General features: G+C 68.8%; 26 protein-coding genes. 7 read left to right on the forward strand and 19 right to left on the reverse strand.

The window, feature by feature from the left end; translation table 11 throughout:
* Window positions 1–13 precede the first annotated feature (13 nt).
* The gene (ligA, locus tag H5T77_RS06050) at window positions 14–2,146 is read right to left on the reverse strand and encodes an NAD-dependent DNA ligase LigA (RefSeq protein WP_472850337.1); all 2,133 of its coding nucleotides are present in this window, start codon (window positions 2,144–2,146) and stop codon (window positions 14–16) included.
* A gap of 259 nt (window positions 2,147–2,405) precedes the next feature.
* On the opposite strand from ligA, the gene H5T77_RS06055 reads away from it, so the two are divergent.
* Window positions 2,406–3,944 (forward strand): hypothetical protein, encoded by a 1,539-nt coding sequence (locus H5T77_RS06055; RefSeq protein ID WP_292646376.1) that lies wholly within the window; start codon window positions 2,406–2,408, stop codon window positions 3,942–3,944.
* Window positions 3,945–3,950: 6 nt separating this feature from the next.
* Here the strand turns inward: H5T77_RS06055 and H5T77_RS06060 are convergent, their stop codons facing one another.
* Genes H5T77_RS06060 through H5T77_RS06075 form a run of 4 tightly spaced genes read right to left on the reverse strand, consistent with a single transcriptional unit; the run spans window position 3,951 to window position 8,367 of the window.
* Entirely contained in the window at window positions 3,951–5,051 is a 1,101-nt protein-coding gene (locus H5T77_RS06060; protein WP_292646379.1) for a hypothetical protein, read from the reverse strand.
* A 9-nt stretch (window positions 5,052–5,060) separates the two neighbouring features.
* Window positions 5,061–6,050, reverse strand: a complete 990-nt coding sequence (locus H5T77_RS06065) for a uroporphyrinogen decarboxylase/cobalamine-independent methonine synthase family protein (protein ID WP_292646381.1) — start codon at window positions 6,048–6,050, stop codon at window positions 5,061–5,063.
* A gap of 20 nt (window positions 6,051–6,070) precedes the next feature.
* Window positions 6,071–7,171: a tRNA 2-thiouridine(34) synthase MnmA gene (gene mnmA, locus H5T77_RS06070; RefSeq protein WP_292646384.1), complete on the reverse strand. Its 1,101-nt coding sequence runs from the start codon at window positions 7,169–7,171 to the stop codon at window positions 6,071–6,073.
* A gap of 11 nt (window positions 7,172–7,182) precedes the next feature.
* Window positions 7,183–8,367 (reverse strand): cysteine desulfurase family protein, encoded by a 1,185-nt coding sequence (locus tag H5T77_RS06075; protein ID WP_292646386.1) that lies wholly within the window; start codon window positions 8,365–8,367, stop codon window positions 7,183–7,185.
* A 111-nt stretch (window positions 8,368–8,478) separates the two neighbouring features.
* On the opposite strand from H5T77_RS06075, the gene ppk2 reads away from it, so the two are divergent.
* On the forward strand, window positions 8,479–9,369 hold the full coding sequence (gene ppk2 / locus H5T77_RS06080; RefSeq protein ID WP_292646388.1) for a polyphosphate kinase 2: 891 nt from the start codon (window positions 8,479–8,481) through the stop codon (window positions 9,367–9,369).
* Between the two features lie 15 nt (window positions 9,370–9,384).
* Here the strand turns inward: ppk2 and H5T77_RS06085 are convergent, their stop codons facing one another.
* Window positions 9,385–10,203, reverse strand: a complete 819-nt coding sequence (locus H5T77_RS06085) for a phosphotransferase enzyme family protein (RefSeq protein WP_292646390.1) — start codon at window positions 10,201–10,203, stop codon at window positions 9,385–9,387.
* 779 nt (window positions 10,204–10,982) lie between these two features.
* Window positions 10,983–12,194, reverse strand: a complete 1,212-nt coding sequence (locus tag H5T77_RS06090) for an HNH endonuclease signature motif containing protein (protein WP_292646392.1) — start codon at window positions 12,192–12,194, stop codon at window positions 10,983–10,985.
* A gap of 640 nt (window positions 12,195–12,834) precedes the next feature.
* On the opposite strand from H5T77_RS06090, the gene H5T77_RS06095 reads away from it, so the two are divergent.
* Complete coding sequence (locus H5T77_RS06095) at window positions 12,835–14,073, forward strand: inositol monophosphatase family protein (protein WP_292646395.1); 1,239 nt, start codon at window positions 12,835–12,837, stop codon at window positions 14,071–14,073.
* 42 nt (window positions 14,074–14,115) lie between these two features.
* Here the strand turns inward: H5T77_RS06095 and ehuA are convergent, their stop codons facing one another.
* The 7 genes from ehuA to H5T77_RS06130 all read right to left on the reverse strand — a co-directional run bounded on the left by ehuA (window position 14,116) and on the right by H5T77_RS06130 (window position 19,593).
* On the reverse strand, window positions 14,116–14,919 hold the full coding sequence (ehuA, locus tag H5T77_RS06100; protein ID WP_292646398.1) for an ectoine/hydroxyectoine ABC transporter ATP-binding protein EhuA: 804 nt from the start codon (window positions 14,917–14,919) through the stop codon (window positions 14,116–14,118).
* A complete protein-coding gene (locus H5T77_RS06105; RefSeq protein ID WP_292646401.1) occupies window positions 14,909–15,589 on the reverse strand; it encodes an amino acid ABC transporter permease in 681 nt (226 codons plus the stop codon). Before H5T77_RS06105 ends, ehuA begins: the two co-directional genes overlap by 11 nt.
* Complete coding sequence (locus H5T77_RS06110) at window positions 15,589–16,302, reverse strand: amino acid ABC transporter permease (protein ID WP_292646404.1); 714 nt, start codon at window positions 16,300–16,302, stop codon at window positions 15,589–15,591. The genes H5T77_RS06105 and H5T77_RS06110 overlap by 1 nt, the downstream gene beginning before the upstream one ends.
* A gap of 9 nt (window positions 16,303–16,311) precedes the next feature.
* Window positions 16,312–17,208 carry a transporter substrate-binding domain-containing protein gene (locus H5T77_RS06115; RefSeq protein WP_292646407.1) on the reverse strand — a complete coding sequence of 299 codons (897 nt, stop codon included), beginning with the start codon at window positions 17,206–17,208 and terminating at the stop codon, window positions 16,312–16,314.
* Between the two features lie 259 nt (window positions 17,209–17,467).
* Window positions 17,468–18,040: an LURP-one-related family protein gene (locus tag H5T77_RS06120; protein WP_292646410.1), complete on the reverse strand. Its 573-nt coding sequence runs from the start codon at window positions 18,038–18,040 to the stop codon at window positions 17,468–17,470.
* A gap of 18 nt (window positions 18,041–18,058) precedes the next feature.
* On the reverse strand, window positions 18,059–18,703 hold the full coding sequence (locus H5T77_RS06125) for a class I SAM-dependent methyltransferase (protein ID WP_292646412.1): 645 nt from the start codon (window positions 18,701–18,703) through the stop codon (window positions 18,059–18,061).
* On the reverse strand, window positions 18,700–19,593 hold the full coding sequence (locus H5T77_RS06130) for an alpha/beta hydrolase (protein ID WP_292646414.1): 894 nt from the start codon (window positions 19,591–19,593) through the stop codon (window positions 18,700–18,702). Before H5T77_RS06130 ends, H5T77_RS06125 begins: the two co-directional genes overlap by 4 nt.
* 45 nt (window positions 19,594–19,638) lie before the next feature.
* On the opposite strand from H5T77_RS06130, the gene cls reads away from it, so the two are divergent.
* From cls to H5T77_RS06150, 4 genes are all read left to right on the forward strand, one after another.
* Window positions 19,639–21,087, forward strand: a complete 1,449-nt coding sequence (cls, locus tag H5T77_RS06135; protein WP_292646416.1) for a cardiolipin synthase — start codon at window positions 19,639–19,641, stop codon at window positions 21,085–21,087.
* 60 nt (window positions 21,088–21,147) lie between these two features.
* Complete coding sequence (locus tag H5T77_RS06140) at window positions 21,148–22,440, forward strand: hypothetical protein (protein WP_292646417.1); 1,293 nt, start codon at window positions 21,148–21,150, stop codon at window positions 22,438–22,440.
* Between the two features lie 72 nt (window positions 22,441–22,512).
* Entirely contained in the window at window positions 22,513–22,998 is a 486-nt protein-coding gene (locus H5T77_RS06145; protein ID WP_292646419.1) for a thioredoxin family protein, read from the forward strand.
* Window positions 22,995–23,726, forward strand: coding sequence for a cytochrome c biogenesis CcdA family protein (locus H5T77_RS06150; protein WP_292646421.1), 732 nt, complete (start codon window positions 22,995–22,997; stop codon window positions 23,724–23,726). The genes H5T77_RS06145 and H5T77_RS06150 overlap by 4 nt, the downstream gene beginning before the upstream one ends.
* A 9-nt stretch (window positions 23,727–23,735) precedes the next feature.
* Here H5T77_RS06150 and H5T77_RS06155 read toward each other — a convergent pair whose 3' ends face one another.
* The 5 genes from H5T77_RS06155 to rph all read right to left on the reverse strand — a co-directional run bounded on the left by H5T77_RS06155 (window position 23,736) and on the right by rph (window position 26,619).
* Entirely contained in the window at window positions 23,736–24,059 is a 324-nt protein-coding gene (locus tag H5T77_RS06155) for a hypothetical protein (protein WP_292646423.1), read from the reverse strand.
* A 110-nt stretch (window positions 24,060–24,169) separates the two neighbouring features.
* On the reverse strand, window positions 24,170–24,580 hold the full coding sequence (locus tag H5T77_RS06160; protein ID WP_292646426.1) for a hypothetical protein: 411 nt from the start codon (window positions 24,578–24,580) through the stop codon (window positions 24,170–24,172).
* Window positions 24,581–24,645: 65 nt separating this feature from the next.
* On the reverse strand, window positions 24,646–25,182 hold the full coding sequence (locus H5T77_RS06165) for a phosphotransferase family protein (RefSeq protein WP_292646429.1): 537 nt from the start codon (window positions 25,180–25,182) through the stop codon (window positions 24,646–24,648).
* A gap of 125 nt (window positions 25,183–25,307) precedes the next feature.
* Window positions 25,308–25,922, reverse strand: a complete 615-nt coding sequence (rdgB, locus tag H5T77_RS06170; protein WP_292646432.1) for an RdgB/HAM1 family non-canonical purine NTP pyrophosphatase — start codon at window positions 25,920–25,922, stop codon at window positions 25,308–25,310.
* Complete coding sequence (gene rph, locus H5T77_RS06175; RefSeq protein WP_292646435.1) at window positions 25,912–26,619, reverse strand: ribonuclease PH; 708 nt, start codon at window positions 26,617–26,619, stop codon at window positions 25,912–25,914. The genes rdgB and rph overlap by 11 nt, the downstream gene beginning before the upstream one ends.
* Window positions 26,620–26,831 lie beyond the last annotated feature (212 nt).

Raw genomic sequence — 26,831 nt, forward strand, 5'->3', positions numbered from 1 at the left:
TCTCCAGAACTGACTACTCGGCGTCAGAAACTGACGTCTCGGCGGGGCCGTTTTCCAGGAGTTCTTTGAACGCCTCCTCTGTCAGGATTGGGAGGCCCAGCTCCTCGGCCTTGGCCGCCTTGGAGCCGGCGCTCTCACCCACCACGACGTAGTCGGTCTTCTTGGAGACCGAGCCGGCCGCCTTGCCGCCGCGCGCGATGATCGCCTCCTTGGCGCCGTCACGCGAGAAGTCCTCCAGGGACCCGGTGACCACGATGGTCAGGCCCTCGAGGGTGCGGGCGACGGACTCGTCGCGCTCGTCGGCGAGGGAGACCCCGGCCGTACGCCACTTCTCGACGATCTCCTGGTGCCAGTCGACCTGGCGCCACTCGACGATGGCCTCGGCGATGATCCCGCCGACGCCCTCGGTGGCGGCGAGCTCCTCCTGGGAGGCGGCCCAGATGGCGTCGAGCGAGCCGAACTCGGTGGCCAGCGCCCGGGCCGCGGACGGGCCGACGTGACGGATCGACAGCGCGACCAGCACCCGCCACAGCGGGACCTGCTTGCGCTCCTCGAGGTTGCGCAGCAGGCCCACGGCGTTGGCGTTGAGGACCCGGTCGCCGGCGCCGGCCTCCTTCTCGGCCTTCTTCGCCGTGCGGGTGAAGAAGGCGGTGGTCGCCAGCTTGGCCTCGTCGAGCGCGAAGATGTCGCCCTCGTTGGTGATCACCTCGGAGGCCAGCAGCGCGTCGGCCGCCTCGTAGCCCATCCCCTCGATGTCGAAGGCGCCTCGCCCGGAGGCGAAGAAGACCCGCTCCCGCACCTGTGCCGGGCAGCCGCGGTGGTTGGGGCAGCGCAGGTCCTTGTCACCCTCCTTCTGCTCGGCGAGCGTGGTGCCGCACGCGGGGCACTCGGTGGGCATCACCCACTCGGGCAGCCCTTCGGGCCGCAGCGGCAGCACCGGTCCGAGGATCTCGGGGATGACGTCGCCGGCCTTGCGGAGGATGATCGTGTCGCCGGGGCGTACGTCCTTACGCTTGACCTCGTGGGCGTTGTGCAGCGTCGCTCGCTCGACGGTCGACCCCGCGACCTTGGTGGGCTCCATGACGCCGAAGGGCGTGACCCGGCCGGTGCGGCCGACGCCGACGTCGATGGCGAGCAGCTTGGCGTTGACCTCCTCGGGCGGATACTTGAAGGCGATCGCCCAGCGCGGCGCGCGGGAGGTGGAGCCCAGCCGGCGCTGCAGCGAGATGGCGTCGACCTTGATCACGACGCCGTCGATCTCGTGCTCGGTGACGTCGTGGCGGTGCTCACCGAAGTAGCTGATGAACTCCTCGACCTCGGCAAGGGTCTTGAGCACCTTGACCCGATCCGAGGTGGGCAGCCCCCAGGCCTTCAGCGCGTCGTACGCATGCGACTGGGCGACCGGCTGGAAACCCTCCCGGGCGCCGATGCCGTGACAGACCATGCCGAGCTCGCGGGTCGCGGTCACCCGCGGGTCCTTCTGCCGCAGCGATCCGGCCGCGGAGTTGCGTGGGTTGGCGAACATCGGCTTGCCCGCGTCGACCAGGGAGGCGTTGAGCTTGTCGAAGGCCTCGTTGGAGAGGAAGACCTCACCACGCACCTCGACCAGATCGGGCACCGGGAACTCCTCGGTGCCGGTCAGCCGGTGCGGGATCGACCTGATGGTGCGTACGTTCGGGGTGACGTCCTCACCCGTGCGGCCGTCGCCGCGGGTCAGCGCCCGGACCAGGCGGCCCTTCTCGTAGAGCAGGTTGATGGCCAGCCCGTCGACCTTGAGCTCGCACAGCAGCTCGGCCTGAGCGGCGCCGTCCTTGGCGATCCGGGCGTGCCAGCCGGCGAGCTCCTCGAACGAAAAAGCGTTGTCGAGCGACTCCATCCGCTGCAGGTGGTCGACCGCGGTGAACTCCGTCGAGAACGTGCCGCCGACCTTCTGAGTCGGCGAGTCGGGCGTACGCAGCTCGGGGAACTGCTCCTCGAGCTCGTTGATCCGACGCCACAGCTGGTCGAACTCGGCATCGGAGAGCGTCGGGTCGTCGAGCACGTAGTAGCGGTAGCGAGCGTCCTCGATCTGCTCGGCGAGCTCCTGGTGCTCTGTCTTCTGCTCGGCCCCGGCCTCGGCGGTCACGTCATCGTTCACGGGCACCATCTTGCCTCGTCCCACCGACAACTTCCGACCTTGCCGAGCCGGAATGTGCACGGCATACCCGTCGGGGCGTTTTCGGCGTTTCATCAGCCCAAACGACACTCAACCCCCTCAATATCGACGCAAGCCGTCAACACCTGGGTGACGCGGGTCACGATGCGGAGTAAAGCGAGCTATCTTCCTGCCGCATCGGCTGAGGCGGGCCGACAACTTGCCCCCAAGAGACCGCCTTGTGAGGTCTGCAGTGTTTTCTCGGCTCGCGGTGACGCTGTTGGCAGCGCTCGCCCTCCTGCTGACGCCTCTCGGCGCCGCCCCTGCGCTCGGCCTGGGCGGCCTCTTCTCCGACCCCGAGGTCGAGGTCTCGATCGTCTCGCAGTCCCGTAGCGGCGTCGTGCTCGACGTCCACGGCACTGACTACGGCGGCAGGAGTCCGGGCATCGAGATCGCGCTCAACCCGGTGGGCTACTCCGGCTCGGGCACCCGGAACACGTTCGTCAAGTCGGTGCTGATCAACCCGGAGGACCCCGACGACTGGACCTACCGGTTCACCCTCGACGCCGCTCAGGTCGCCATGCTCGACCCCGGCACGAACTACCAGATCATGACGATGCGCGGCGAGGGTCGCGACCGCTACGACAACTCCGACTCGGCGCACGCGAGCGTCCCGTTCGACTTCGACGCGCTCGCCGAGCCCGAGAGCTCACCGACCCCCGAGGAACCCTCGGCCAGCACCGGAGGTCCGGGGTCAAGCTCCGGTTCGGGCTCGGGGTCGGAGTCGGGCTCAGGTTCCGACTCGGGGTCGGGCACCGGCGGTGGCACGTCCTCGGGGCGTGTTACCGATGGCGACCCTGCCGACGGGGCCGACGCGGACCGGAAGCCGAAGAAGAAGGCGTCGGAGAAGCCGTGGTCCGCGCCGGAGGAGCCGCCGACGACGAGGGGCCTGGACCTCACCGGCCTGGGCGAAGCCTCCGTCGACGCCGACGACGTGATCCATGCGGAGGCCTCAGGCTTCAAACCCAACGAGACCGGCATCAAGGTCGTCGTCTACTCGACCCCACTGGTCCTCTCGACCGATGTCAAGGCCAACGGCCGCGGCGTCGCGAAGTGGTCGGGCCGGCTGCCCAAGGACATCGGCCTCGGCGAGCACACCCTCACCTTCCAGGGCTCGGTCGACCGCGGCATCAGGTTCGTCGTGACCGGCACCCCCAGCGACGGCGAGTGCGTCGAGAGCGGCTGCGCCCCGGCGACAGCGGCCGTCACGAAGGCGACTCCGACCGGGGACGACGGCGGTGTCGGCATGCTCACCTGGATCATCGTCGCCACCATGATCGTCCTGGCCCTGACGGCCAGTGCGGTCGCCCTGCTCGCCGGACGTCGCAAGCGCGACCAGGAGTGGGACGACCCGAGCTTTGCCCAGGCACCTCCGCGCTATCCGCCGGACCCCCGCCAGGCATCGGCGCCTTACCCGGTCCACCCGCACCGCCAGCCGCGACCCCAGGCCCAGCACCAGGCCCAGCACCAGGCCCAGCACCGAGACGAGGCCCCGCTCCCGCGCCGACTGTCCGCGGACCAGCAGCCGCCCCAGCGTATGCAGCGACCGCGCCCGCCGGAGCCTCGCCAACCGGAGCCACGCCAGCCGGGTCCGCGTCAGCCGAGCCGCCGTCAGCCGACTCCCCAGCATCTGGACCCGCAACCCGCGGCTGCGCAGCAGCCAGCTCATCGCCAGCCCCGTCCGCCGGAGTCGTTCGCTCCGCCGAGCGAGCGTCAGGCCTACGAGGGCCAGCGGATCGCCAGGCGCTGACGACGGTCAGCCGACCAGCGACTCACCGCGGCGCACGCTCTCGGCCGGAGCCGTCGGCCACAGCGTCTCCAGCGCCGCCTCGAGGCCGGAGAGGACCGGGTCGAGATCGTCCTCGGGGAACGGCGCCGGCGCCTGCTCGCGTACGACGGCGCAGAATGCGGCGCGCTCTCCCTCCGCCTCGTGGCAGCGGACGGTCTCGGCTGATCCCTCGATCCAGCCGTCATAGCCGTCGGTGTCGCCCTTCGAGCAGGTGAGCGTCTTGGGGCACTTCCGCTGACCCGCCGACAGGTTCGGGGCGTGGACGGCGGTGACGGTGCTGCCGTCGGGGCGGGTGCCGACGACGCCGAAGGCGCCCTTGCCGTAGGCCGAGGCGTCGGCCTTCTCGAAGGAGTCGAGATCGGCGTACTCCTCGGTCTCGAGGAGGCCGGCCGCGATCGCCCCGGCGGTCAGCGCGACCTCGCCGCCACCGTTGGCGCCGGCCGAAGGAAAGCCGCTGACCTGCGCCTTCGTCATCTTCACGGTCGTCTTGGTGCCGAGGCGCGGGTCGGTCACCAGAGCAACGAGGTCGTCCACGTCCACCTCGAGGTCGAGCTTGCGAGGATCCTCGGTGATCTCCTCGCCGAGGTAAGCGGCCCGGCGCTCCTCCCCTGCGGCTCGGTGGGAGACCATCAGCTGACCGGAAGTGCCGTCGTCGGTGGCGAGATCCCAGCCGACCGTGGCGGCGCCGTTCTCGGTCTTCACCTCGACGCAGCCCGACATCCCGTCGCGGCACCAGGTCGAGAGCAGGTCGTCGTCGACCGGCCCGGCCTTGACCTCCAGCGAGCGGTCGCCTCCCCACAGGAGTACGGTGCCGACGTCGTCCTGCTCGAAGTAGCGATCGCCACCGTCGAAGGCCTCCGGCTCGACGGACACGTGCTGGAGCGTGATCGCCGCCAGCGCCTCGGGCGTCGCGGGTCGGTCGCCAGGCTTCAGGTCAGCCGGGTCGATGCTCACCGACGGCGCCGGACTGGGCTTCTCCGCGGCACCGTCGTCTGCCTCGGTCGCGCTGCTCCCGCAGCCTGCGAGCAGAAGAGCCGCCGCCAGCAGAGCCGTCCCTCGTCGTAGCATGAGCGAAATCTACGCTAGGTTCCGTGCGCTCTCGGTGAGGATCCGCAACACCGTGCGCGCCCATCGCCCATCGGCACCGGCGAGGCCGCACGTGGGCGTCAGCACGATGTCGTACGCAGCGTCCAGCCCGAGCATGTCGAGCCAGCGCTCTACGGTCTCGGTGACCGCCTTGTCGGTGAGCGCGGTGCTCGTCGGCGCGAGCGCGGGAGCCACGCCGAGCGCGACCGTGTCGCCGGCCTCCAGGGCCGTGGCCAGGTCGTCGTGGTCACCGGCGGTGAGCTGGGCCAGGTCGACGCTGAGTCCCTTCGCGCCGGCCTTGCGGATCAGGTCCAGCGGCGTCTCGGGCGCGCAGGAGTGCACCCAGGGGGTCGCGCCCTCCTCGGTGATCGCGGCCAGCACCCACTCCAGCGCCTGGGAGGCCTCGGGAAGGTCGATGCTGCGGTGCCTGCCGAACCCGGAGGCGGTCGGCACCTGGGCCTTGAGCACGGCGCTCAGCGCGGGCTCGTCGACCTGGACGATCAGGGTGTCCGCGCCGGGCAGGCGGCGGCGTACGTCCCGGACGTGGTTGCGCACGCCCTCGGCCAGCGCCTGCGCCAGATCGCGCCGGGCACCGTGGTCGGCGAGGATCTTGTCGCCGCGCGGTCGCTCGACGGTGGCCGCCAGGGTCCACGGCCCGGCGACCTGGATCTTGAACACGCCGCCCCCGGCGGTGAGCGCGGAGTCCTGGATCAGCTCCTCGACGGTGTCGAGATCCTGGGCGAGCAGGCTCCGGGCGCGCCGATGGTCGATCCCGGCCGAGCCGGAGGTGCCGGTCAGTCTCCAGCCCGCAGGCTGGAGATCGGCGTCGAGCCCGTCGAGGACCGCCAGCGCCCGGCCGGTCATGTTCGCGATCGCGCCGCGCGCGGGCAGCTCGGGCAGATGAGGGAGATCGGTGAGCTCACCGAGCACGACGCGGCAGGCCTCGGCGTAGTTGCTCTGCCCGTTGTCTTGGCTAGGCATGGAGCCGACTCCGGTCGCTCTCATGCGAGAGCCACCCGCCGGGTCGAGGAGATGGTGGCCGAGCCGACGACACGGGTGCCGTCGTAGATGACCGCGGCCTGGCCCGGCGCGATGCCGTAGGCCGGGTCGAGCAGCTCGATCTCGACGTCATCGCCGGTGACGGTCACCCGGGCCCGATGCTCGTCGCCGTGGGCGCGCAGCTGGACCGTGCCCTCCAGCTCCCCTTCGGGCGCGCGGCCGGCCCAGCGCGGGCGGATACCGGAGAGCCCGTCGACGGCCAGGTGCTCCCTAGGGCCGACGGTGACGGTGCCGGAGACGGGCTCGATGTCGAGCACGAACCGGGGCTTCCCGTCGGGCGCGGGCTTGCCGAGGCGGAGGCCCTTGCGCTGCCCGATCGTGTAGGCGTACGTCCCCTGGTGCTCGCCCAGGACGTCGCCGGACTCGTCGACGATCGGCCCGGACTGGTTGGGCGCCCGGTCACCGAGCTTCTCGCGCAGCCAGCCGGCGTTGTCGCCGTCGGCGACGAAGCAGATGTCATGGGAGTCGGGCTTGTCGGCGACGAGGAGACCGCGACGGGCCGCCTCCTCGCGCACCAGCGGCTTGGGCGTATCCCCCAGAGGGAACATCGAGTGCTCGAGCTGAGCCTGGTCGAGCACGCCGAGGACATAGGACTGGTCCTTGCCGCCGTCGACGGCACGATGCAGCTCGACCAGCCCGTCGTCGCTCTTGCGGAGCGTCGCGTAGTGGCCGGTCGCGACCGCGTCGAAGCCGAGCGCGAGCGCGCGGTCGAGCACGGCGGCGAACTTGATCTTCTCGTTGCAGCGCAGGCACGGGTTGGGTGTGCGTCCCTCGGAGTACTCCGACATGAAGTCCTCGACCACGTCGTCGTGGAAGCGGTCGGAGAGGTCCCAGACGTAGAACGGGATGCCGATCACATCGGCGGCACGGCGGGCGTCGTTGGAGTCCTCGATCGTGCAGCACCCGCGCGCGCCGGAGCGGTAGGAGGCCGGGTTGCGCGAGAGCGCCAGGTGGACGCCGGTGACGTCGTGGCCCGCTTCCTTCGCGCGTGCGGCGGCGACGGCGGAGTCCACTCCCCCGGACATGGCGGCGACGACTCTCATCCCGGTTCCCATCAGCGCTGCAGCCCCGCCGCGCGGCCGCGCTCGACGGCAGGTCCGATCGCCGCGCCAAGCCGGTCCACGTCCTCGGCGGTGGTCGTGTGGCCGAGCGAGAAGCGCAGCGAGGAGCGCGCCTGCTCGTCGGTCTGGCCCATCGCGAGGAGCACGTGAGAGGCCTGAGGTACGCCGGCAGAGCACGCCGCACCGGTCGAGCACTCGACCCCGGCGGCGTCGAGCAGCATCAGCAGCGAGTCGCCCTCGCAGCCGGGGAACGCGATCTGGGCGTTGTTGGGCAGCCGGTCGCGGCCCAGCGGCGGACCGTTCAGATGCGTGTCCGGCACCGTGGCGAGCACCTGCTCGACCAGTCGGTCGCGCAGCTCACCGACCCGGATCGCGTACGCCTCCTGCTCCTTGACCGCGAGCTCGACGGCCGCCGCGAAGCCGGCGATGGCCGCGGTCGCGTGGGTGCCGCTGCGTACGTCTCGCTCCTGGCCGCCGCCGTGGACCAGCGCGGTCAGCTCGAGCTCGCGGCGCACGACCAGCGCGCCCGCGCCGACCGGGCCGCCGAGCTTGTGGCCCGTCAGGGAGAGCGCGTCGACACCGCTGGACGCGAAGTCGACCGGCACCGCGCCGACCGCCTGGACGGCGTCGGTGTGGACCGGGATCCCGTACTCGGAGGCGATCGCAGCGATCTCAGGGACGGGCTGGAGCGTGCCGACCTCGTTGTTGGCCCACATCACCGAGATGACCGCGACCGAGGCCGGGTCGCGTTCGATCGCCTCTCTCATCGCGGCCAGGTCGAGACGACCGGTGGCGTCGCAGCCGACGAGCTCGACCTCGGCACCTTCGGTCGTCTCCAGCCAGTGCAGCGGGTCGAGCACGGCGTGGTGCTCGACGGTGGAGGACAGGATCCGGGTGCGTGCGGGGTCCTGGCCGCGCCGGGCCCAGAAGGCGCCCTTGAGGGCCAGGTTGTCGGCCTCGGTGCCGCCGGAGGTGAAGACGACCTCGCCAGGACGGGAGCCGAGCGCCGCGGCGATCCGTTCGCGGGACTCCTCCAGCATCCGTCGGGCACGGCGCCCCGATGCGTGCAGCGAGCTCGCGTTGCCGACCAGCGCCAGCTCCGCGGTCATCGCCTCGATCGCCGCCGGGGCCATGGGCGTGGTGGCGGCGTGGTCCAGGTAGACGGTCCGGGGGTTCATCGTCTACCAAGGGTACGGCGCACCTGGCCTCCCCCACGAACCGCGGGGGCTGTGCTCGTGCGCGGCCCGGGCGCTACCTCGCGTTCACCTCGGATACCTACGTTTCGTGCCATGTCCCAGGAATTCCGCGAGTACATCGACAACCTGATCACCGAGGGCCACACGATCGGTGAGGACCACGACGACGACCCGGTGCTCCTGGACCCGGCCGGCCGTGCAGTCGACACGTGGCGCGAGAACTACCCCTACAACGAGCGGATCGCACGCGAGGTCTACGACGAGCAGAAGTACCTTCTCCAGGTGGAGCTGCTGAAGTTCCAGCGCTGGAACGACCGCGTCGGCGGGAAGCACGTGCTGATCTTCGAAGGCCGGGACGCGGCCGGCAAGGGCGGCACGATCAAGCGGTTCATGGAGCACCTCAACCCCCGCTACGCCCGCACGGTGGCGCTGTCCAAGCCGTCCGACCGCGAGTCGCAGCAGTGGTTCTTCCAGCGCTACGTCCAGCATCTGCCCACCGCCGGCGAGATGGTCCTCTTCGACCGATCCTGGTACAACCGCGCCGGCGTCGAGCGGGTGATGGGCTTCGCCTCCGACGAGGAGTACGAGCAGTTCATGCACCAGGTGCCGCTCTTCGAGCAGATGCTCGTCGACTCCGGCATCACGCTCACCAAGTTCTGGTTCTCGGTCGCCCGCTCGGAGCAGCGGACCCGCTTCATCATCCGCCAGATCGACCCGGTGCGACAGTGGAAGCTCTCCCCGATCGACGTGCAGTCGCTGGAGAGGTGGGACTCCTACACCGCTGCCAAGGAGGAGATGTTCCGCCGCACCGACACCGACTGGGCACCCTGGACCACCATCAAGTCCAACGACAAGAAGCGCGCCCGGCTCAACGCGATGCGCCACTTCCTCGCCAACCACGACTACGACGACAAGGACCCCGACATCATCGGCACCCCCGACCCGCTCATCGTCCGACGTGGCGTCGAGGCCGTCGACGACTGAGCGTCGGCCCCTCGGTCATCCTGACCACGTCATCCCCGTCAGGTACGCCTCGATCACGTCCTCGAACACTACGGCATCGTCCTGGCTCAGCGGCAGAACCGACTCGTACGCCGCGACGAACGCCCCACGCACGTCGGCCGGTGTCGGTGACCAGCCGTGATAGCGAGTCCCGAGGAGCACCGCCGCTCGGGCGAGGTCATCCATCCGCCGCCGGTACCCGGCCTCCTCCAGATCCAGGACCGCCGCGATCCTGCCGTCCGCCCACAGGATGTTGGCCGATCTGAAGTCGTTGCCGACCAGCTGCGTACGCGGGGCCTTCGGCTCCTCGGTGGGGATCGCGTCCGGGTAGTCGGCCATCGCTGCATGCATCGTCGCGAGCATCTCCCCCGCCGCCTGCACCTGCGCAGGGTCGGCGATGTCCAACAGGTCTCCGTCGACCACGTTCTGCAGGCCGAGCGAGAAACCATCGACCTCGACCTGGACCCTGCCGTCCGTCGCTGGCAGCGGAGCCGAGACCGGCACCCCACGTTCGTCGAGCCACGATGTGAGCCGTGCGATCGCCGCGAGGCGAGCGAACACCGACTGACGCATCGACCACTTGGCGATCATCCGCCGCCCGTCGACGACGAGCCACGCCAAACAGTTGGCGTCGCTGATGACCAGCCGCTCGCAGGCCTCAACCCGGAGCCCCCAGTGATCGGCGAGTACGCCGTTCAGCCAGTCCACCGCACCGTCCGCCGATGCGAATCCGAACCGATCCGTCAGCGCGGCGGCCGGATCAGTTGACTCCCACAGCATGCTGATCGGCGGCTTCACGTCATGGGGGTCCGACATGCGCGCAGTCAAGCACGTGGGGTGTCGGTGATTGGGGGTGTCACATGCTGCTCTTGTTTGTTGGGTTGGGGCCGCCGACCCTGTATTGGATGGTGTGTGTTCACGCCGAATCCCGGAGTCAAGGCGATGTATCGATCTTGTCGAGATGACGGCCTTCGGCCGCCGGCTTCGCCGGTCGCCTGCGGCGATCCTTGACACCGTGATCCGGCGAGAATTTTGGCTGTATATCGGATCGGCGGCGGGGTATGGCGCAGCGAGTTCGGGTCGCGTACGGGCTTGGGGTCCGGGGTGGCCGGTCCTACCAAGGGAGATCTGCGCGGGCGCTGTACTAGCCGATGACACCTTGTGAATCGTTCACAAGGCCGCCTGAACCGGCGGACGACCCACAGGACGGGGTTTCCCCAATGCTTCGCACCGTCCCCCACCCCAACGCAATTTCCCCACCCTCCGGAGCGTGGGGAAGTTGCGTTGGACTGGGGAAAGATCCGCACGCGTGGGGAAGCTCCGCCGGCTCAGGAGAATCAGGCCGTACGGGCGGCCAGGGCCCGAGGAGTCATGGCCGCGGTGGGCCATGGCAGGAGGGCGATGACAGGAGGGCGTAAATCATTTCACGCTCCGGCTGATGGCGTCGACGAGATCCGAACCCTTGACGCGACGTCACCCAGGCCCACCTCGATGACGCAAGCGGAGCCACCGCTTGCACAGGGCAGGCGAAAGTGCCCCGCGCAGGCGGGGTCTTGGCCGGATGGCCGTGGCGGGGTGGTCTCGACGCGCCCGATTTAGGGCCGGCGGGTGAACCGGACGGTGCCGTCGGGCAACCGCTCATGAACGTAGGCAGGGCTGTGCGCCAGACGATGATGGTGCGGACACAACAGGACCCCGTCCTTCAGATCCGTCTTCCCGCCCGCAGCCCAGGCTTTGAAATGATGGGCATCGCACCACTCCGGTGGCATGTCACACCCCTCGGCCTGGCAGCACTTCTGCTGCAACCGCAGCGCTTTACGCTGGACCGGCAGGAAGACCCTGCTGGCCCGGCCCATGTCCAGCACCTCACTGTCACCACCGAGGACCCAGGGGATGATGGTGGCGTTGCATGCCATCCTCCGGGCCTCGGCGGCGGTGATGGTGGTGCCGTTGGTCTCGTCGTAGCCCAAGGTGGCGGTACCGAGCTCTTTGCGGAGCTCCTCGAGCGAGATCACCACGTTGATCACGGTCGCGTCGCCGCCGTGCCTGGGCAGGGTGGTCGGGTCGATGGTCTCGATCAGCCGGGCGAAGCCCTGGCCCATCAGCCGCTCCCACGGCGGCAGGGGCGCACCCTTCTCGACCAGCTGCTGCTTACGGGGCTGGGCCCAGGCCTCGACCTGCTTCTTGAACCTCATCCCGATCGATGTCGGGAGGACCCCTTCGAACCCGACGGTTCCATCGCCGTTGTCCCACACCCGCAACGCGGTCTTCTGCTGAGCACGTTCCTCTTCAGCAAGGAGGGCTTTGGCTTCTGCTTCCTCGAACCGGGCGGGGTCGACCTCGGCCAGGATCCGCTTACCGATGATCCGCAGTTCCTTGGCGGTCATCTGGGTCGCGTAGTCGACCAACAGCTTCTCGGCCAGGACCAGGTCCTCACTGGAGGCGACCGGGTCGGTCTTGACCTTGTCGAGCGCCTTAGCGATCACTCGAGCCTTCACCTCGGACACGACACCCTCGGCGAGGCCGGCAGCAACCAACTCATACTTCGCCACCGCATTGGCGAGCTTGATCTGCGACCGCGCGACACCTTTGTCGACCAGCAGCTCGGCGCGCATCCACGCCGAGGCGTCCTTGTCGCCGGTCTCTTCCGCGATGTCCCCTGAGGCAGCGAGCACTCGCAGCGTCAACGCGGCCTGCTGGGCTTGGAGCTTCTCCGCTTTCGCGAGGTAGTCCTTCTTCTGGCTGGTGCGCCAGTAGGTCGGGTCCATCGCGAGCAGCTGTTGGAAGGGAGGTTTCGATGGCAGCAAGAGCCGACGAGACGAGGTCTCCAGGACTGGTGCCCCAGTGGTCGATACTCATGGCTGTCACCTCCCTTCAAGGCGTGTCGTAGTGCCTCTGATTCTACTCCGACCAGGGCTTTTTGAACACCTATCTGTGCAGGTCAAAGCCGATTTTCGCGGTGAGCGAACGACGTCAGACTTGTGGACGCTAAGTGGCCCGAAGGGCCACCCCTGCCACCCCACGCGCATCACCGTTCCGAAGCAAGAATCCGCTGCACCACACCCGGGCCGCCGCCCCGATAGCCAGCCAAATCTTTCTCGAGGGAGCCCGGTGTCAAGGACCGCGAAGCGGCCGGCGACGCCGGCGGCCGAAGGCCGTCCTTTACTCCGGGGTTCCTCGAGAAGACCCTCGAAGTCGGGTCGGCGGCCCTGACCAGCCTTCGGGTGAGACGTTCCCGGCAGGGAACTGTGTTGGTCTCGACACGCCTCCGCCTAGCGGCTCCGGCGGCTCGACCAGCGGGGGCGAGGTCTCGACCAGCGGGGCGTGGTCTCGACCAGCGAGGCGGGGTCTCGACCAGCGAGACGGCGGCTCGACAGGAGACCACCGCGAGCGGAAGGTCTCGCCAAACGGCCTCTCAGACCGAACCCAGCCGATAGATTCCCCCGCGTGGACCGATGGAAGACCATGGACGAGATCCTGGCGGCAAGAGCAAGGTTCGAGAGCGCGATCGAGGGCTGGGCACCCCCAGCGGCGCACGGCGTAGGCCTCGTACCGTCGACCGCGTCCACGCCGACAGCGGAGCATTTTCCGCTGGTCAACGCCTACGGCCACCGCCTCCCGGCGGTCGTGATGGCGACGGTCGTCGGGCACGCGGGTGGGACGGCGGCGTACCGGCTGACCCGGCAGGAGCTCGAGCGGGCGATCGAGCTGCTCGCCCCGGCAGAGGCGTACGTCGGATATGACCACCCCAACCTGTGGCGATGGCGCGACGAGCTCCTGCCCGCGCTGACAGCGGATCCCGAGGCCGAGGTGGTCGCGGTCTTCATCGGCGACGACCCCGAGGTTTCCCCGGACCCGGCGGTCGACGCCTTCCGCGCGGCGTTCCCGGACTCGGCCGTCGCGATCGCGGCGGCGACGGCGGGGGCGGTGGTCGTGCGGGAGATGTATGGCACCGACCTGAGCCATTTCGACAAGTCTCCGACAGACTTCGCCACCGAGGCCGACCTCGCCTCGGAGAAGGCGATCCGGGAGACCATCGCGACCTACCGTCCCGACGACGCCTTCGAGGGCGAGGAGACCGGCAGGACCGGAAGCAGCGAGCGACGATGGCTGGTCGACCCGCTCTGCGGCACCCTCAACTACGCCGCCCAGACCCCGCTCGCCGCGGTGAACGTCGCGCTGGTGACGCCCGACGGCGTCGAGACAGCGGTCTCGGCGGACCCGATCAGCGAGGAGATCTTCTGGACCGACGGGGTCTCGACAGGCTCGACCACCGGTGCCTGGCTGCGGCGGGGCGGCGGCGACGCCGCCCTCTACCCGACCCCGCGCACCCGCCTGGTCGACATCCAGTCCGACGGGCCGCTCGACCGGCCGTTCGTCGGCGGGCAGCTCGTGGCCGACCCGCGCCTACGCGCCGAGTTCGGCCCGAGGGTGATGTCCTCCACCCTCGCGGTCGCCTGGGTCGCGGCGGGCCGGCGGGCGGCGTACGTCACCGACGGTTATCTCGAGGGAAGCGTCCACTTCACCGCCGGCATCGCGCTGTGCCAGGCCGCCGGCTGCGTCGTCACCGACCTCAGCGGCGACCCGATCCACACCGGCCGCGGGATGATCGCCGCGTCCGACGCCGCCACCCACAGCAAGCTCCTCGACCTGGTCCGCCCGCACTTGGACGCCACGTCGAGCTGAGTCGAGCCTGTCAGAGGACAGCTTGGTCAGAGGACAGCTTGGTCAGAGGATCGCTTGCAGGAACTGCTTGGTCCGCTCGTGCTCCGGGTTGTTGAACATGACCTCAGGCTTGGCCTCTTCGATGACGCGACCTTCGTCGAACATCAGGACCCGGTGGGAGACGTCCTGGGCGAACTGCATCTCGTGGGTCACCAGCAGCATCGTGATGTCGGTCTCCCTGGCCACCTCGCGCAGCACCTCGAGCACGTCGCCGACCAGCTCCGGGTCGAGCGCAGAGGTGACCTCGTCGAGCAGCAGGATCTCCGGCTCCATCGCAAGTGCGCGCGCGATCGCGACGCGCTGCTGCTGACCGCCCGAGAGACTGCTCGGGTGGGCATCGATCTTGTCGCGGAGACCGACCTGGTCGAGCAGATCGACCGCCTTGGCCCGGGCCTCCTCCTTGGACTGGCCGAGCACGTGCACCGGTGCCTCGATGATGTTCTCGCACACCGTCATGTTGGGGAACAGGTTGAACTGCTGGAAGACCATCCCGATCCGCTTGCGGATCCGGGTGACCTCCTTGTTCGGCAGCTTCACCCGGCGGTTGCCCCTCTTGGCGTAGGTCAGCGGGTCACCGTCGACGTAGATGTAACCGCCGCTCAGTTCCTCCAGCGTCATCAGCAGCCGAAGGATGGTGGTCTTCCCGGACCCGCTCGGACCGATCAAGGTGACACGTTCGCCGCGTTCCACGGTGAAGTTCAGCCCGTCCAGGACGGTGTTCTTGCCGAACCTCTTGGCCACGTCCTCCATCACGATCCGTGGCTGGTCCCCGGGCGACGTGCCCGGGCTGGTGGGCTCAGTAGACAAGCTTCTTCTCCAACTTTCGCATCAGGACGGCCGTGGGGTAGCTGGCCGCGAGGAAGATCAGGCCGGCGACGGTGAAGACCTCGGTGTATTGGTAGGAGGCCCCGCCCAGCTGTTTGGCCTTGGCGACCATCTCGGGGACCAGGATGACGAGCAGGAACGGGGTGTCCTTGAACATCGCGATCGCCCAGTTGCCCAGCGACGGCAGCGTGGCCCGCAGCGCCTGCGGGATGATCACCGCTCGCCAGACCCGAATCCGCGGCAACGAGAGCGCTGTGGCCGCCTCCCACTGCCCACGACCGATCGATTCGATCCCGGCGCGGTACGACTCCGCCATGTAGGTGGAGTAGTGAACCGAGAAGACCGCGACCCCGAGGATCATCCCGATGGTCTCGACGTCGGTCTCGGGAAACCTCCGATACCCGTCGAACGAGATGAAGATCGCCACCGCGAACAGCAGCTGCAGCGGCAACGGCGTCATTCGGATCACGTCGAGCACCCAGGTGAGCACCATCCGGATCGGCGTCGGCAGCTCTCGCTGGCCGACCGCCCAGATCAGACCCAGCAGGGCCGCGATGACCGAGCCGGCCACCGTGACCACGAGGGTCACCTGGAGGAACGCCATGAGCAACGGCCCCACGGCCTCCAGCGCAAACTCGAGGTCGAACTCCATCAGGCCACCGCCTCTGCTGTCGCGCGCGTCGTCCGGGTCTTGCTCGGGGCGAGCCCGAGGCGTCGCTGCGCGCGACGTTCGAGCAACCGCAGGCCGCTGGAGCAGCCGAGCGCGACCAGGTAGTAGAGAAGGAAGCCGACGCCATAGGCGATCCAGAGGCCTACCTCGGGATCCTTACGCATCACCTCGACCCAGTAGGTGAGGTCGTGCAGACCGATCAACAACGCCACTGCGGTGCCCTTGACCAGCATCACCATCAGGTTGTTGAGACCGGGCAGCATCAGCCCCCAGGCCTGCGGCCAGATCACCCGTCGTACCGCCATCGACCACGACATCGAAAGTGCTGTGGTGGACTCCCACTGAACCTTGGCCACGGCGTTGAGCGAGCCGCGAACCACCTCGGAGCCGTAGGCGCCGTAGTTGAGGCCCAGACCGATGATGCCGCACCACATTCCGGGAAGGTCGATCCCGAAGAGCGGGAAGACGTAGAAGAGGAAGAACAGCTGGACCACCAGCGAGGTGCCGCGGAAGAACTCCACGACGACTCGCGACCCCACCCTCAGCACAACGAAGGGGCTGATCGCGCACAACCCCAGGGTCACGGCTACGACGAGCGCGACGACCGCCCCTCCTCCGGAGAGGGCCAGGGTCACCTGGACACCTTCCCAGAGGTAGGGGCTGTAGTCGGTTACTGCTTGGAAGAGATCAGACAAGGCGTTCGGTCAGCTCGTCGACTCGTACTCGTCCACCGTCGGCAGCTCTCCGTCGCAGAGCATGTCGGTGGTGATGTTCTCCGGCGGACGCTCGGCGTCGGTGAAGCCGAACTCGCCGAGCACGCTCTCGTACGCCTCGGTCGAACCAGTGACCTTCTCGAGCTCCTTGTTGTAGTCCTCCCGCAGCTTGGAGTCCTTCTCGCGGAAGACGGTGGCACCGGCACCGACCTGGACCACGTCGTCGACGACCGCCTCGAAGGAGTCAGTCGCCTCCAGACCGGCGTCCGGGTTCTCCTCGACCCACGTACGGACCGAGATCCCGGTCAGCGCGAAGGCATCGGCCTGGCCGTTCTGGACTGCGGCGTAGCCGTCCTCGGCGGAGTTCACCGTGGTCACGCCGTCGATGCCGAGCTTCTCGGCGTAGCCCTGCTCGATGGCACCGTTGATGACGGCGAGCCGCACGTCGGAGTCGGCGACGTCCTGCATGCTCTCCAGGCCGTCGGGGTTGCCCTTCGGAACAGCGAACGCCGTGGTGTACATGATCTCCGGATCGCCGAAGGATGCCTGCTCACAGCGCTCCGGCAGGATCGACATCCCGGCGCTGACCACGTCGTAGCGGCCTGCGTTCAGACCCGGAATCAGACCGTCCCACTCCACCACCTCGGCCTCGACGTTCTCGTAGCCGAGGTTGGTGAAGATCTCCTTGTGGAGCGCAACGGTGGCGCCTGTCGGCTCGCCATCCTCCATGTAGGAGTACGGCTTCTCGCCGGCGATGGCGATCGTGATGGTTTTGCCGCCCTCTCCTCCGCTGGCACCGTCATCGTCGCCGCCACAGCCGGAGAGGAGCAGGGTCCCGGCTGCCAGCGTGGCAAAGAGTGCGCGTGAGCCTCTTGTGCGCAGTCGCATGGTGTTGAAACCTTTCGATCGGGCGTCTCGACGCGCCGACGTAGTCCGCGCATCGAGCTAAGACCTCGTGACCGTATGACGTCCTCGCCGACATCTCAACGGCCGCCGATCGCCGATCAGTGCGTCCTGAAGCCGGTTGCTCCCCTCCGGCATTCCCGGGATGACCTGGGCAGACTAGGTCTCGGCCGATGCCGTTCGGACGGCCGGCGTCACGCCCAGGATCGACACATGTTCGTTACCTTGTCGCGGCGGAACGGACTCAGCGCTGCATCAACGCGTCCATGGCGACCGCGACGGCGGCGGCGACGCGGAAGTCGACGCGCGGGTCCTGGACGGTGACGGTGTACTTGTCACGCAACGCCCAGCGACGCTCGACCGAGAGCAGCGGCTGCCCCTCGGCGGACACATAGTCGAAGTGGATCGGCAGGAAGTCGGCCTCGGAGAAGCGCCGCAGGATGGCGACCAGCTGGTTGCGCTCCTGCCCGGTGCCGGCGTACCCAGGACCCTCGATGTGGAAGGTCGAGCGGAACAGGCTCTTGCCGAAGTCCTTGCGGAAGAAGCCCAGCGCCGCGCCGCTCGGGTCGGTGATGTCGTAGCCGGCGTTGAGGTCCATCACCGCACGCGCCTTGAAGGCGAAGACGGCCTGCGACTTCGACTCGTCGGCGTAGAAGGTCACCTGCTCCTTGAACGCCAGCCGCTTCTGCTGCGCGAAGGCGAGCACCTGCCCCTCCGAGCCGTCGGGGTTCGCGGCCTGGGCCACGTATTTGTTGGTGAAGGGCGTGACCTTCTGGCGGAGGAAGAAGCGGGGTACGTGGTAGGGCTGCTGCGTCATGCGCGCAACCTATCGTCGTCAGCGCCGGCGCGCGACGAGATAGGCCTGCGGCGTGCGCTCCCAGTCCTCCGCGGAGCGGACCACGGTCGCGGTGACCTCGAACCCCGCCTCCTCGAGCAGCGCGCTGGTCGCCTCGACGGGGAGCCGGTAGCCGTCGAAGGTGACGTCGTGGCCGTAGGCGCCGATGTGGCGGACGTGCTCGTCGCCGACCTGGAACGCGGTCACGAACCGGCCCCCGCGCCGGGTCACGCGGGCGAGCTCGGCGATGACCGCGGGCCGGCGCGTGGGTGGGGTGTGGATGAGCGAGTACCAGGCCAGTACGCCGGCGAGCTCCCCGTCGCGCAGCGGAAGGTGCTCCATGTCGCCGACCTCGAACCTGAGGTCGGGATGGCGCTCCGTGGCCTGCGCGATCATGCCCGTCGACAGGTCGACCCCGAAGACGTCGAGCCCCCGCTCGGCCAGATAGGCGGTCACCCTCCCCGGCCCGCAGCCGATGTCACCGACGAGCCCGCCACCGTCGTTGCGTACGTAGGCGGCGAAGGTGTCGAGGACCCCGGCGTCGAAGGAGGTCTCGGTGATCGTCGGATCGACGATCTCGGCATACGCCTTGGAGACCGTGTCGTAGGCGGCCCGGGTCTCGGTGACGTCGTAGGGCTCCGTCATCGGCGCCCGTTGAAACCGTGCTGGTTCAAGAAGGCGGCGGTCATCGCCATCACGGACTCGGCGGCGGGGAACGTCTTCCCGTGGCGCCAGAAGCCGTGGATCTGCCCGACGGCACGGAACGCGACCACCTCGACCCCGAGATCGGCCAGCCGGAGCGCGAAGTCCTCGTTCTCGTCGGTCAGGATGTCGCCCTCGGCGCTGACGATCAGCGTCGGCGGGAGGTTGCGAAGCTCCTGGTCGGCGGCGAGATAGGGGCCCAGGTCGGGGTTGCGCAGATCTGCTTCGCTCGCGGCGTACTGCTTCCAGTACCAGGCGGCCTCCTCGTTCCAGCCGCCCTTCAGCGTGTAGCCCGGGGTGCTCATCGACGGGTCGAGGAAGGGGTAGACCAGCGCCATCGCGGCGAACGTGCCGGGGTTGCGCAACGCGGCGACGAGGGCGAGGTTGCCGCCGGCGCTGTCACCGTGGACGTAGGCCGGCAGCGCGCTCAGCGACGGGTCGTTGCCCAGCCACTTGATGACCGTGTCGACGTCGTCGGGCGCCGCCGGATAGGGGTGCTCAGGGGGCCTGCGGTAGTCGACCGACAGCACCCGCAGCCTGCTGCGGTTCGCCAGCCGCCGGCACGCGGTGTCGTGGACCTCGACGTCGTTGAAGACGAAGCCGCCGCCGTGGAGGTGGACGATCAGCCCCTCGCGTACGTCCTCGGGGGTGTAGAGCCGGCACGGAACGCCGTCGGCGTCGATGCCGGCGACCTCCGCGACCTCCTCCTTCGCCTCGGCCGCGGCCAGCGCGCGGGCCTGGTCGCGCTGATGGGCGATGTCGACCGCCCACACCGGCGGCGAGGCCTCCTCGGCGGCGATGGCGCGGCGGGCGGCAGGGAAGAGTCGGACCATGTCAGAAGATTCCCACACGAGCGATGAGGGTGCATGCTGAGGCGCATGACAGTGGCGGGCGTCTGGGGGACCTCGATCTACATCATCGACCTGCTGGTCAAGATCGTCGCGCTCGGTGTCGTGCCCAAGAACCGGCGTCCCGGCACCGCGATGGCCTGGCTGCTGGCGATCTTCCTGATCCCGGGTGTCGGTCTGATCGGCTATCTGCTGCTCGGGCAGACCCGGCTGGATCGAAGGCGGCATGCCCGCCAGCGGGCCCTCAACGACGAGGTGACCGAGTATGTCCGCAGCCTGCCGAGGAGGCCCCACCCGAAGACGATCTCCGAGGTCGATGCGGGCACGATCGAGCTGAACGAGCGGCTCGGTTCACTGCCTGCCGCAGCTGGGAACCAGGTCGATCTGATCGCGGACTACACCGCCTCCGTCGAGGCGATGACGGCCGCGGTGGACCAGGCCGAGGCGTACGTTCATGTGCAGTTCTACATCACGGCCTGCGACCAGGTCACCGAGCCGTTCTTCGACGCGCTGGACCGGGCGACGGCACGCGGCGTGCGGGTGCGGCTCCTGCTCGACCATCTGGGCTCGCGGGGCATCCCGGTCTGGCGCAAGCTGGTGAAGCGGCTCAACGCCTCCGACGTCGACTGGCACCGGCTGCTGCCGATCGACCCCCTGCGCGGCCAGATCCGCCGCCCCGACCTGCGCAACCACCGCAAGCTCCTGGTGGTCGACGGGCGCATCGCATTCACGGGCTCACTGAATCTCATCGAACCCGGCTACAACAAGCCCAAGAACCACCGAGCCGGTCGGGAATGGGTCGAGCTGACCGCCCGGATCGAGGGTCCGCTGGTGACAGCGCTGAACGTCGTGTTCGCCAGCGACTGGGACACCGAGACCGGGGAGCTGCTGCGGTCCGAGCTGGCCGCCCCCGCACCGCGCGCCGGCGACGTGACCGGCCAGATCGTTCCCAGCGGACCGGGTGTGGACGCCGAGAACAACCTGCGCGCGTTCACCCATCTCATGTACGCCGCCAAGAAGCGGATCTCGATCACGAGCCCCTACTTCGTGCCGGACGAGTCTCTGCTGTACGCCGTGACGACCGCCGCCCGCCGCGGCGTCGAGGTCGAGCTCTTCGTCAGCGAGGGCAAGGAGCAGTTCATGGTCTACCACGCCCAGCGCTCCTACTACGAGGCACTGCTGGAGGCCGGGGTCCGCATCTATCTCTACCCCAAGCCCGCCGTCCTGCACTCCAAGCACTTCAGCATCGACGACGAGGTCGCGGTGCTGGGCTCCAGCAACATGGACATGCGCTCCTTCGCCCTCAACTACGAGATCTCGCTGATGCTCTTCGACGGCGACCCGGTGGCCCAGATGCGGCAGGTCGAGGACAGCTATCGGGCCATCTCGCGCGAGCTGCTGCTCGAGGAGTGGCTCGCTCGGCCGAAGGTCGCGGCGTACACAGACAACGTGCTGCGACTGACGGCCGCGCTCCAGTGAGCGCCACCCGGGAGGAGAATTCCGGGGCAGGATCCTGTCGGGCTCTCTAGACTCCCGCGTGTGAAAAACCGAGCCCGCGTCCCCATCAGGCTCGGAGTCCTCCTCGCCGCCACGCTGGCCGTCCTCGCCGCCGGGTGTGCGGACCTTCCCGACCTCCCCCAGGGTGCCCGCCCCGCCCCAGCCCCCTCGCACCCTCCGTACGCTCCGACTCCCGCCGACTACGAGGCAGTCCAGGATCTGCTCACCCAGCGTGCCGATGCAGCGCTGAAGGGTGACGAGGACGGCTTCCTCGCCACCGTCGACCGGCGCGACCAGAAGCTGGTCGAACAGCAGCAGACGATCTTCACCAACCTCCAGCGGCTGCCCATGAAGTCCCTCGCCTACGAGGTGAAGGACACCGAGAACACCCCGGACGAGGTCCGCAACGACGGCGTCCTGTTCGCTCCGAAGGTCGTCGAAGTCGCGCAGATCGACGAGGCACACCGAGCGCCCGCCGCGCACCCGACGGACATGACCTTCGTACGCCACGACGGCCGCTGGGTGATCGGACGGGACCGTGCCGCCCCGTCCCGGCGATACAGCCGGCCCTGGTTCGGTGGCCCGATCGCGGTGGCGGCCGGACGCTCGGTCATCGTCGTCACCGAGCGCGACGGCCCGACCGGAGCAGCCGAGCTCCTCGACCGGGTCTCGACGGCACGCACCGAGATCGAGGAAGCCCTCGAGCCCGTGTGGCGTGGCGAGGTGGGCGAGACGCCGCTGCTCGTCGACTCGACCTACAACGGCCAGCCGCCCGGCGACACCTTCGAGGGGGACGACGGCGCCGCCGCGGTGACCTACTGGGTGGACGCGGCCGGCCCTCGGAAGTCGAACACACCGATCCTGGCGGGAGCGGTCATCAAGGACAACCCCGCAGCGAGCAACCGGCTGGCAACGGACGACCGCACGCTGCGCCACGAGCTCAGCCATGTCTACGGTCCCGCGCTGGTGCCCACCTGGGTCAACGAGGGGCTCGCCGAGTACCTCTCGGGCTGCGAGGCCAACATCTGCGGCGAGGACGAGCAGCGAGACCGGTTGCTGGCGCACGAGCGGGCGATCCCGGGTGACGAGGAGTGGGGCGAGGACGGGCCGGTCGACTACGCCATCTCCCACGGCGCGGTCTCGTGGCTGATCGACGAAAACGGCGGGCTGAAGAAGTTCCTCGAGTTCTGCAACGACTTCTTCCTGCACAAGCCGAGTGGAAGCGAGGACTTCCACGACGGGACCGGGAAGGCCCTGCGGGCGTCATACGGCCTGACCGAGAAGCAGCTGGTCGACGGCACCTGGGCGTGGTTCGAGGCTCTGCCCGCCGGCTGATCCGCTCTCTGCTCGATCGGTCCAGGCATCTTCGGGACCGGACCCGTCCGGGAGGGCATACGCTCCGAACCCATGCACATGAACTTCCGAACCGTCGCTGCACTCGCCCTCGTCTGTCTCGTCGCCGCCGGGTGCGGAAGCACCGACGCCGGCTCCGCCGAGGAGCCCGCGGCTCCGGCAGCCTCCTCGACGCCGGCGACCACCGAGTCCACCCCGGCCGAGGCGCCCGCGGAGGAGTCCACCTGCGAGGGCCGCTACGCCGACTACTCCGCAGCGGCAGTCGCCGACGAGTGCTACACCGACACGATCCTCTTCTTCCACGCGTCCTGGTGCCCGGAGTGCCGCGGGTTCGAGGAGGCCATCAAGGGCGGCACCGTTCCTGACGGCGCCCAGATCCTGAAGGTCGACTACGACTCCGCGACCGATTTTCGCAAGAAGCACGACGTGACGATCCAGTCGACCTTCGTACGCGTCGACTCGTCTGGCGAACGCGTCAAGCTGTGGTCGGGTTACGGCGAGGACAAGTCGGTCGACGCCGTTCTCGAGAACACCAAGTGACGCTGCTGCTCGCGTCGTTCCTGGCGGGCGCGCTCTCGGTGCTCGCACCGTGCGTGATCGCGTTCGTGCCGGCCCTCCTCTCGCGTGGGACCAGCCTCTCCCGCGGCACCGGTGAGCGGCGGCCGTGGGTGGCGGTGGCCGCGCTCGGCGTCTCCGTCATCGTGTTCAGCATCCTGCTCAAGTCGACCACGCTGCTCATCGACGTACCTCCTCGGTTCTGGAGCGTCGTCTCCGGCGTGATCGTGGCGGTCTTCGGCGTCGTGATGATCTGGCCGCGACTCTGGGACGCGGTGGTGTTCCGGCTCGGCCTCGGCTCTCGTGCGCAGGAGCGGCTGGCCCGCGCGAGCAACCGCGGCGGGATCGGCGGCGACATCCTCCTGGGCGCGAGCATGGGCCCGGTCTTCAGTGCCTGCAGCCCGACGTACGCCCTGATCGTCGCCGCCATCCTCCCCGCCGAGCCGTTGCGCGGGCTGGGCTACCTGCTCGCGTACGTCGCCGGCCTGACGCTCCTGCTGGCCGCGGTCATGGCGGGTGGGCGGGCGCTGCTCACCAGGCTCCGGTGGGCGATCGACCCCGAGGGGCTCTTCCACAAGGTGCTCGGCATCGTGCTGGTCCTCGTCGGCGTCGCGATCGCGACCGGCCTCGACAAGGCTCTGCTCACGCTGCTGGTCGAGCAGGGGCTCTTCGACTGGCAGATCGGCCTGGAGGACCGGCTCAGCACCGGATAGTCGAGCAGCTCACTGGCTGTGCGTGTAGAAGTCCGCGAGACGCTGGATGGCTTCCGCCTTGGTCATCGCGCGCACCTCAGCCTCGGGGATCCGCGCCTCCTGGATGAGCACGCGGAGGACGCCCATCGGGATCGCCTCGCGCGGCTCGGGCACCTGACTCCGCGATGGAAGGATCTTGTCCTCGACGCACCCCCAGAACTCCTCCGCGGTGACCTCGAGCTGGTCTTTGAGGATGTGGCCCCAGATACTGGGCCCGTAGTCACTACGGTCGACTGGGTGGCTGATGCGCGTGTAGAGGATGCGTCCGTCAGGCAACGCGAACTCATAGTTCACGTGGTGGGTGCCACGTTTGCCGGTGGCCCGGCGACGCTCGATCCATCCCTCCGTGAGGCAGAAGCACTGATGGTCGGATCTGGTTGCGGGACGCTTGCGCTCGGCCATGCTCAGGCCAACAGCCAGCCGCGCAGCTGCTCATCGGAGGCCAACCCGACGATCTGCACCAGACCCCAGTTGTCGGCATGGTTCGGCGCGGCGTGTAGCCGGTCGACCCAGTCCTCGGCGTAGTCGCGGAGCGCCTCGACCATCTCCTCGACCGCTTCATCGAGGGTGATGCCGTCGGCAGCCACCGGCAGGCCCGGGATGAAGACTGACCACCCGTCGTTCTCGGCGACCGCGACCGCGCCTGACGGATGCACCTTGATCAGGAAATAGACCAGCCGATCTGCGTCGACCGCCGCCACCCGGCGATTTCCGCGCGCGATGGTGGCCGGGCGGCCGCCATCTGCAGCGTCGAGCATCTCCTTGAAGTGCTCCCGCGCCTCGCGTGAGCTCCGGTAGTCCACTGACGCCGCCATGGCGACTCCTTCTCGTGCTGGGTGTGTACACAGTGTACACGCCCAGCCAGCTGCTGGAGGCTAAGTCACATCCGCGGGTGGCGAGCCTGAAGGCGCTCGATCACGCCAGCGAGACCAGAATCAACGTATCTGGGTTTGCCCTGGTCCAGACCGTGGAGCACCTCATGCCACGGCCCGAGACGGTGCCAGACGAGTGCCCGATTCTCCTCGTCCACACTAGGCCCGTAGCTGACGCGGATGCCCTCACGGAACGGCTCCGGAGTGCCGTTGAGTATCCAGGCGAGGTCGATCGCCGGATCCCGCAGACCCGAGTCGGTCCAGTCGATGACGCCCGAGACGACACCTGCTTCGACCAGAAGGTGGGCCGGCCCGAGATCGCCGTGCGCAAGAGAGAACGGCGTCGTACGACCGGCCTCCGCAATCAATCCAGCACCCTGCTCGCGCAAGGCCGCCGGCAGCAGCGGAACGACGTCCGTCTCCATCCGCGCGATGGTTGCACCAAGGCTGTTGTCGGTCCTTGCCTCGAGGCTCAGCGCTCCGAGGTCCAGATCATGGAGCGACCGCAGGAACCTGCCGACGACCAGTCCGTCGCTCCGGGTCAAGGCCGAGGGTGCCGCGGCGGCACCCGGAACGATCGTCTCGCCGAGACAAGGTCGAAGATTGCAGCCACCACGTGACTGGGATCTTCGACCTTGTTCACTCAAGCGATGACCTCGCCGCATCGGACTCAGGCGAGCAGCTTCGCCATCTGCGGAGCGATCTCGCGCAGCGCGCGACCACGGTGGGAGATGGCGTCCTTCTCCTCGATCGAGAGCTCGGCCGAGGTGCGCCCGTCCGCGGTGTCGTCGGCGACGAAGAGGACGTCGTAGCCGAAGCCACCGGTGCCGCGGACCTCGCGGAGGACCCGACCGTCCATGCGGCCCTCCACCACCAGCTCACCGCCGGACCAGACGAACGCGACCGCGCACGCGAAGTGGGCGCCGCGACGCTCGTCGGGGACGTCGGAGAGCTGAGCCAGGAGCAGCTCGTTGTTGCGCTCGTCAGACTTGGGTGGGCCGCCCCAGCGTGCAGAGAGCACGCCGGGCATCCCGTTGAGCGCGTCGACGCACAGACCTGAGTCGTCCGCGACTGTCGGCAGCCCGGTGGCCGAGAAGCCGGCCCTGGCCTTGATCAGCGCGTTGCCCTCGAACGTCGGCGCGTCCTCGACGGGCTCGTCGTAGTGGGTGACGTCGTCGAGGCCGACGACCGAGACCCCGGGCACCAGCGGTGAGAGGATGCGGAACATCTCCCCCAGCTTCTTGGCGTTGCGCGAGGCGACGTGGATCTTCGGCTCAGCCGGCAAGTGCGGCCTCCTGCAGCTTGGTCAGGTCGGCGCAGCCCTTCTCGCCCAGCGCCAGCAGGGCGTCGAGCTCGGCACGGTCGAAGGCGACGCCCTCGGCGGTGCCCTGGACCTCGACGAACTTGCCCTCGCCGGTCATCACGATGTTCATGTCGGTCTCGGCGCGGACGTCCTCCTCGTAGGGGAGGTCGAGCCGGGGCACACCGTCGATGATCCCGACCGAGATCGCCGCGACGGAGCCGGTCAGCGCCTTGGATACGCCCAGGGAGGCGGCGGCGTCGGCCAGCGCGATGTAGGCACCGGTGATCGCGGCCGTGCGCGTCCCGCCGTCGGCCTGCAGCACGTCGCAGTCGATGTTGATCGTGTTCTCGCCCAGCGCCTTGTAGTCGATCACGGCGCGCAGCGAGCGCCCGACCAGGCGAGAGATCTCGTGGGTACGTCCGCCGATCTTGCCCTTCACCGACTCGCGCGAGGAGCGCTCGTGGGTGGCGGCCGGGAGCATCGCGTACTCCGCCGTCACCCAGCCCAGCCCGGAGCCCTTGCGCCAGCGCGGCACGCCCTCGGAGGCCGAGGCCGCGCAGAGGACGCGGGTCTTGCCGAACTCGATGAGGACGGAGCCGGCCGCGTGGTCGAGCCAGTTGCGGGTGATCTTGATGGGGCGCAGCTCGTCGTCGGCGCGCCCGTCTGCTCGATTCGTCACGCGGACCACCCTAGGGGACCGAGCGAGGTGGACCGTAATGGTTACGCCTGTGACGCCTGAGGCGCCACATCCTTCCCATCCGCAACGGTTCCGGTCCGCGGAGCACTGCGGACGACAAGCGGGGGCGGGTGCCGAAGCACCCACCCCCGCTTGTCGTATCGCGAACAGTCCGATGAACTACAACGTCAGCTCGGACTTTATCACGCGCATGC

This window comes from Nocardioides sp. (genome assembly GCF_014360585.1).
Classification (GTDB): domain Bacteria; phylum Actinomycetota; class Actinomycetes; order Propionibacteriales; family Nocardioidaceae; genus Nocardioides.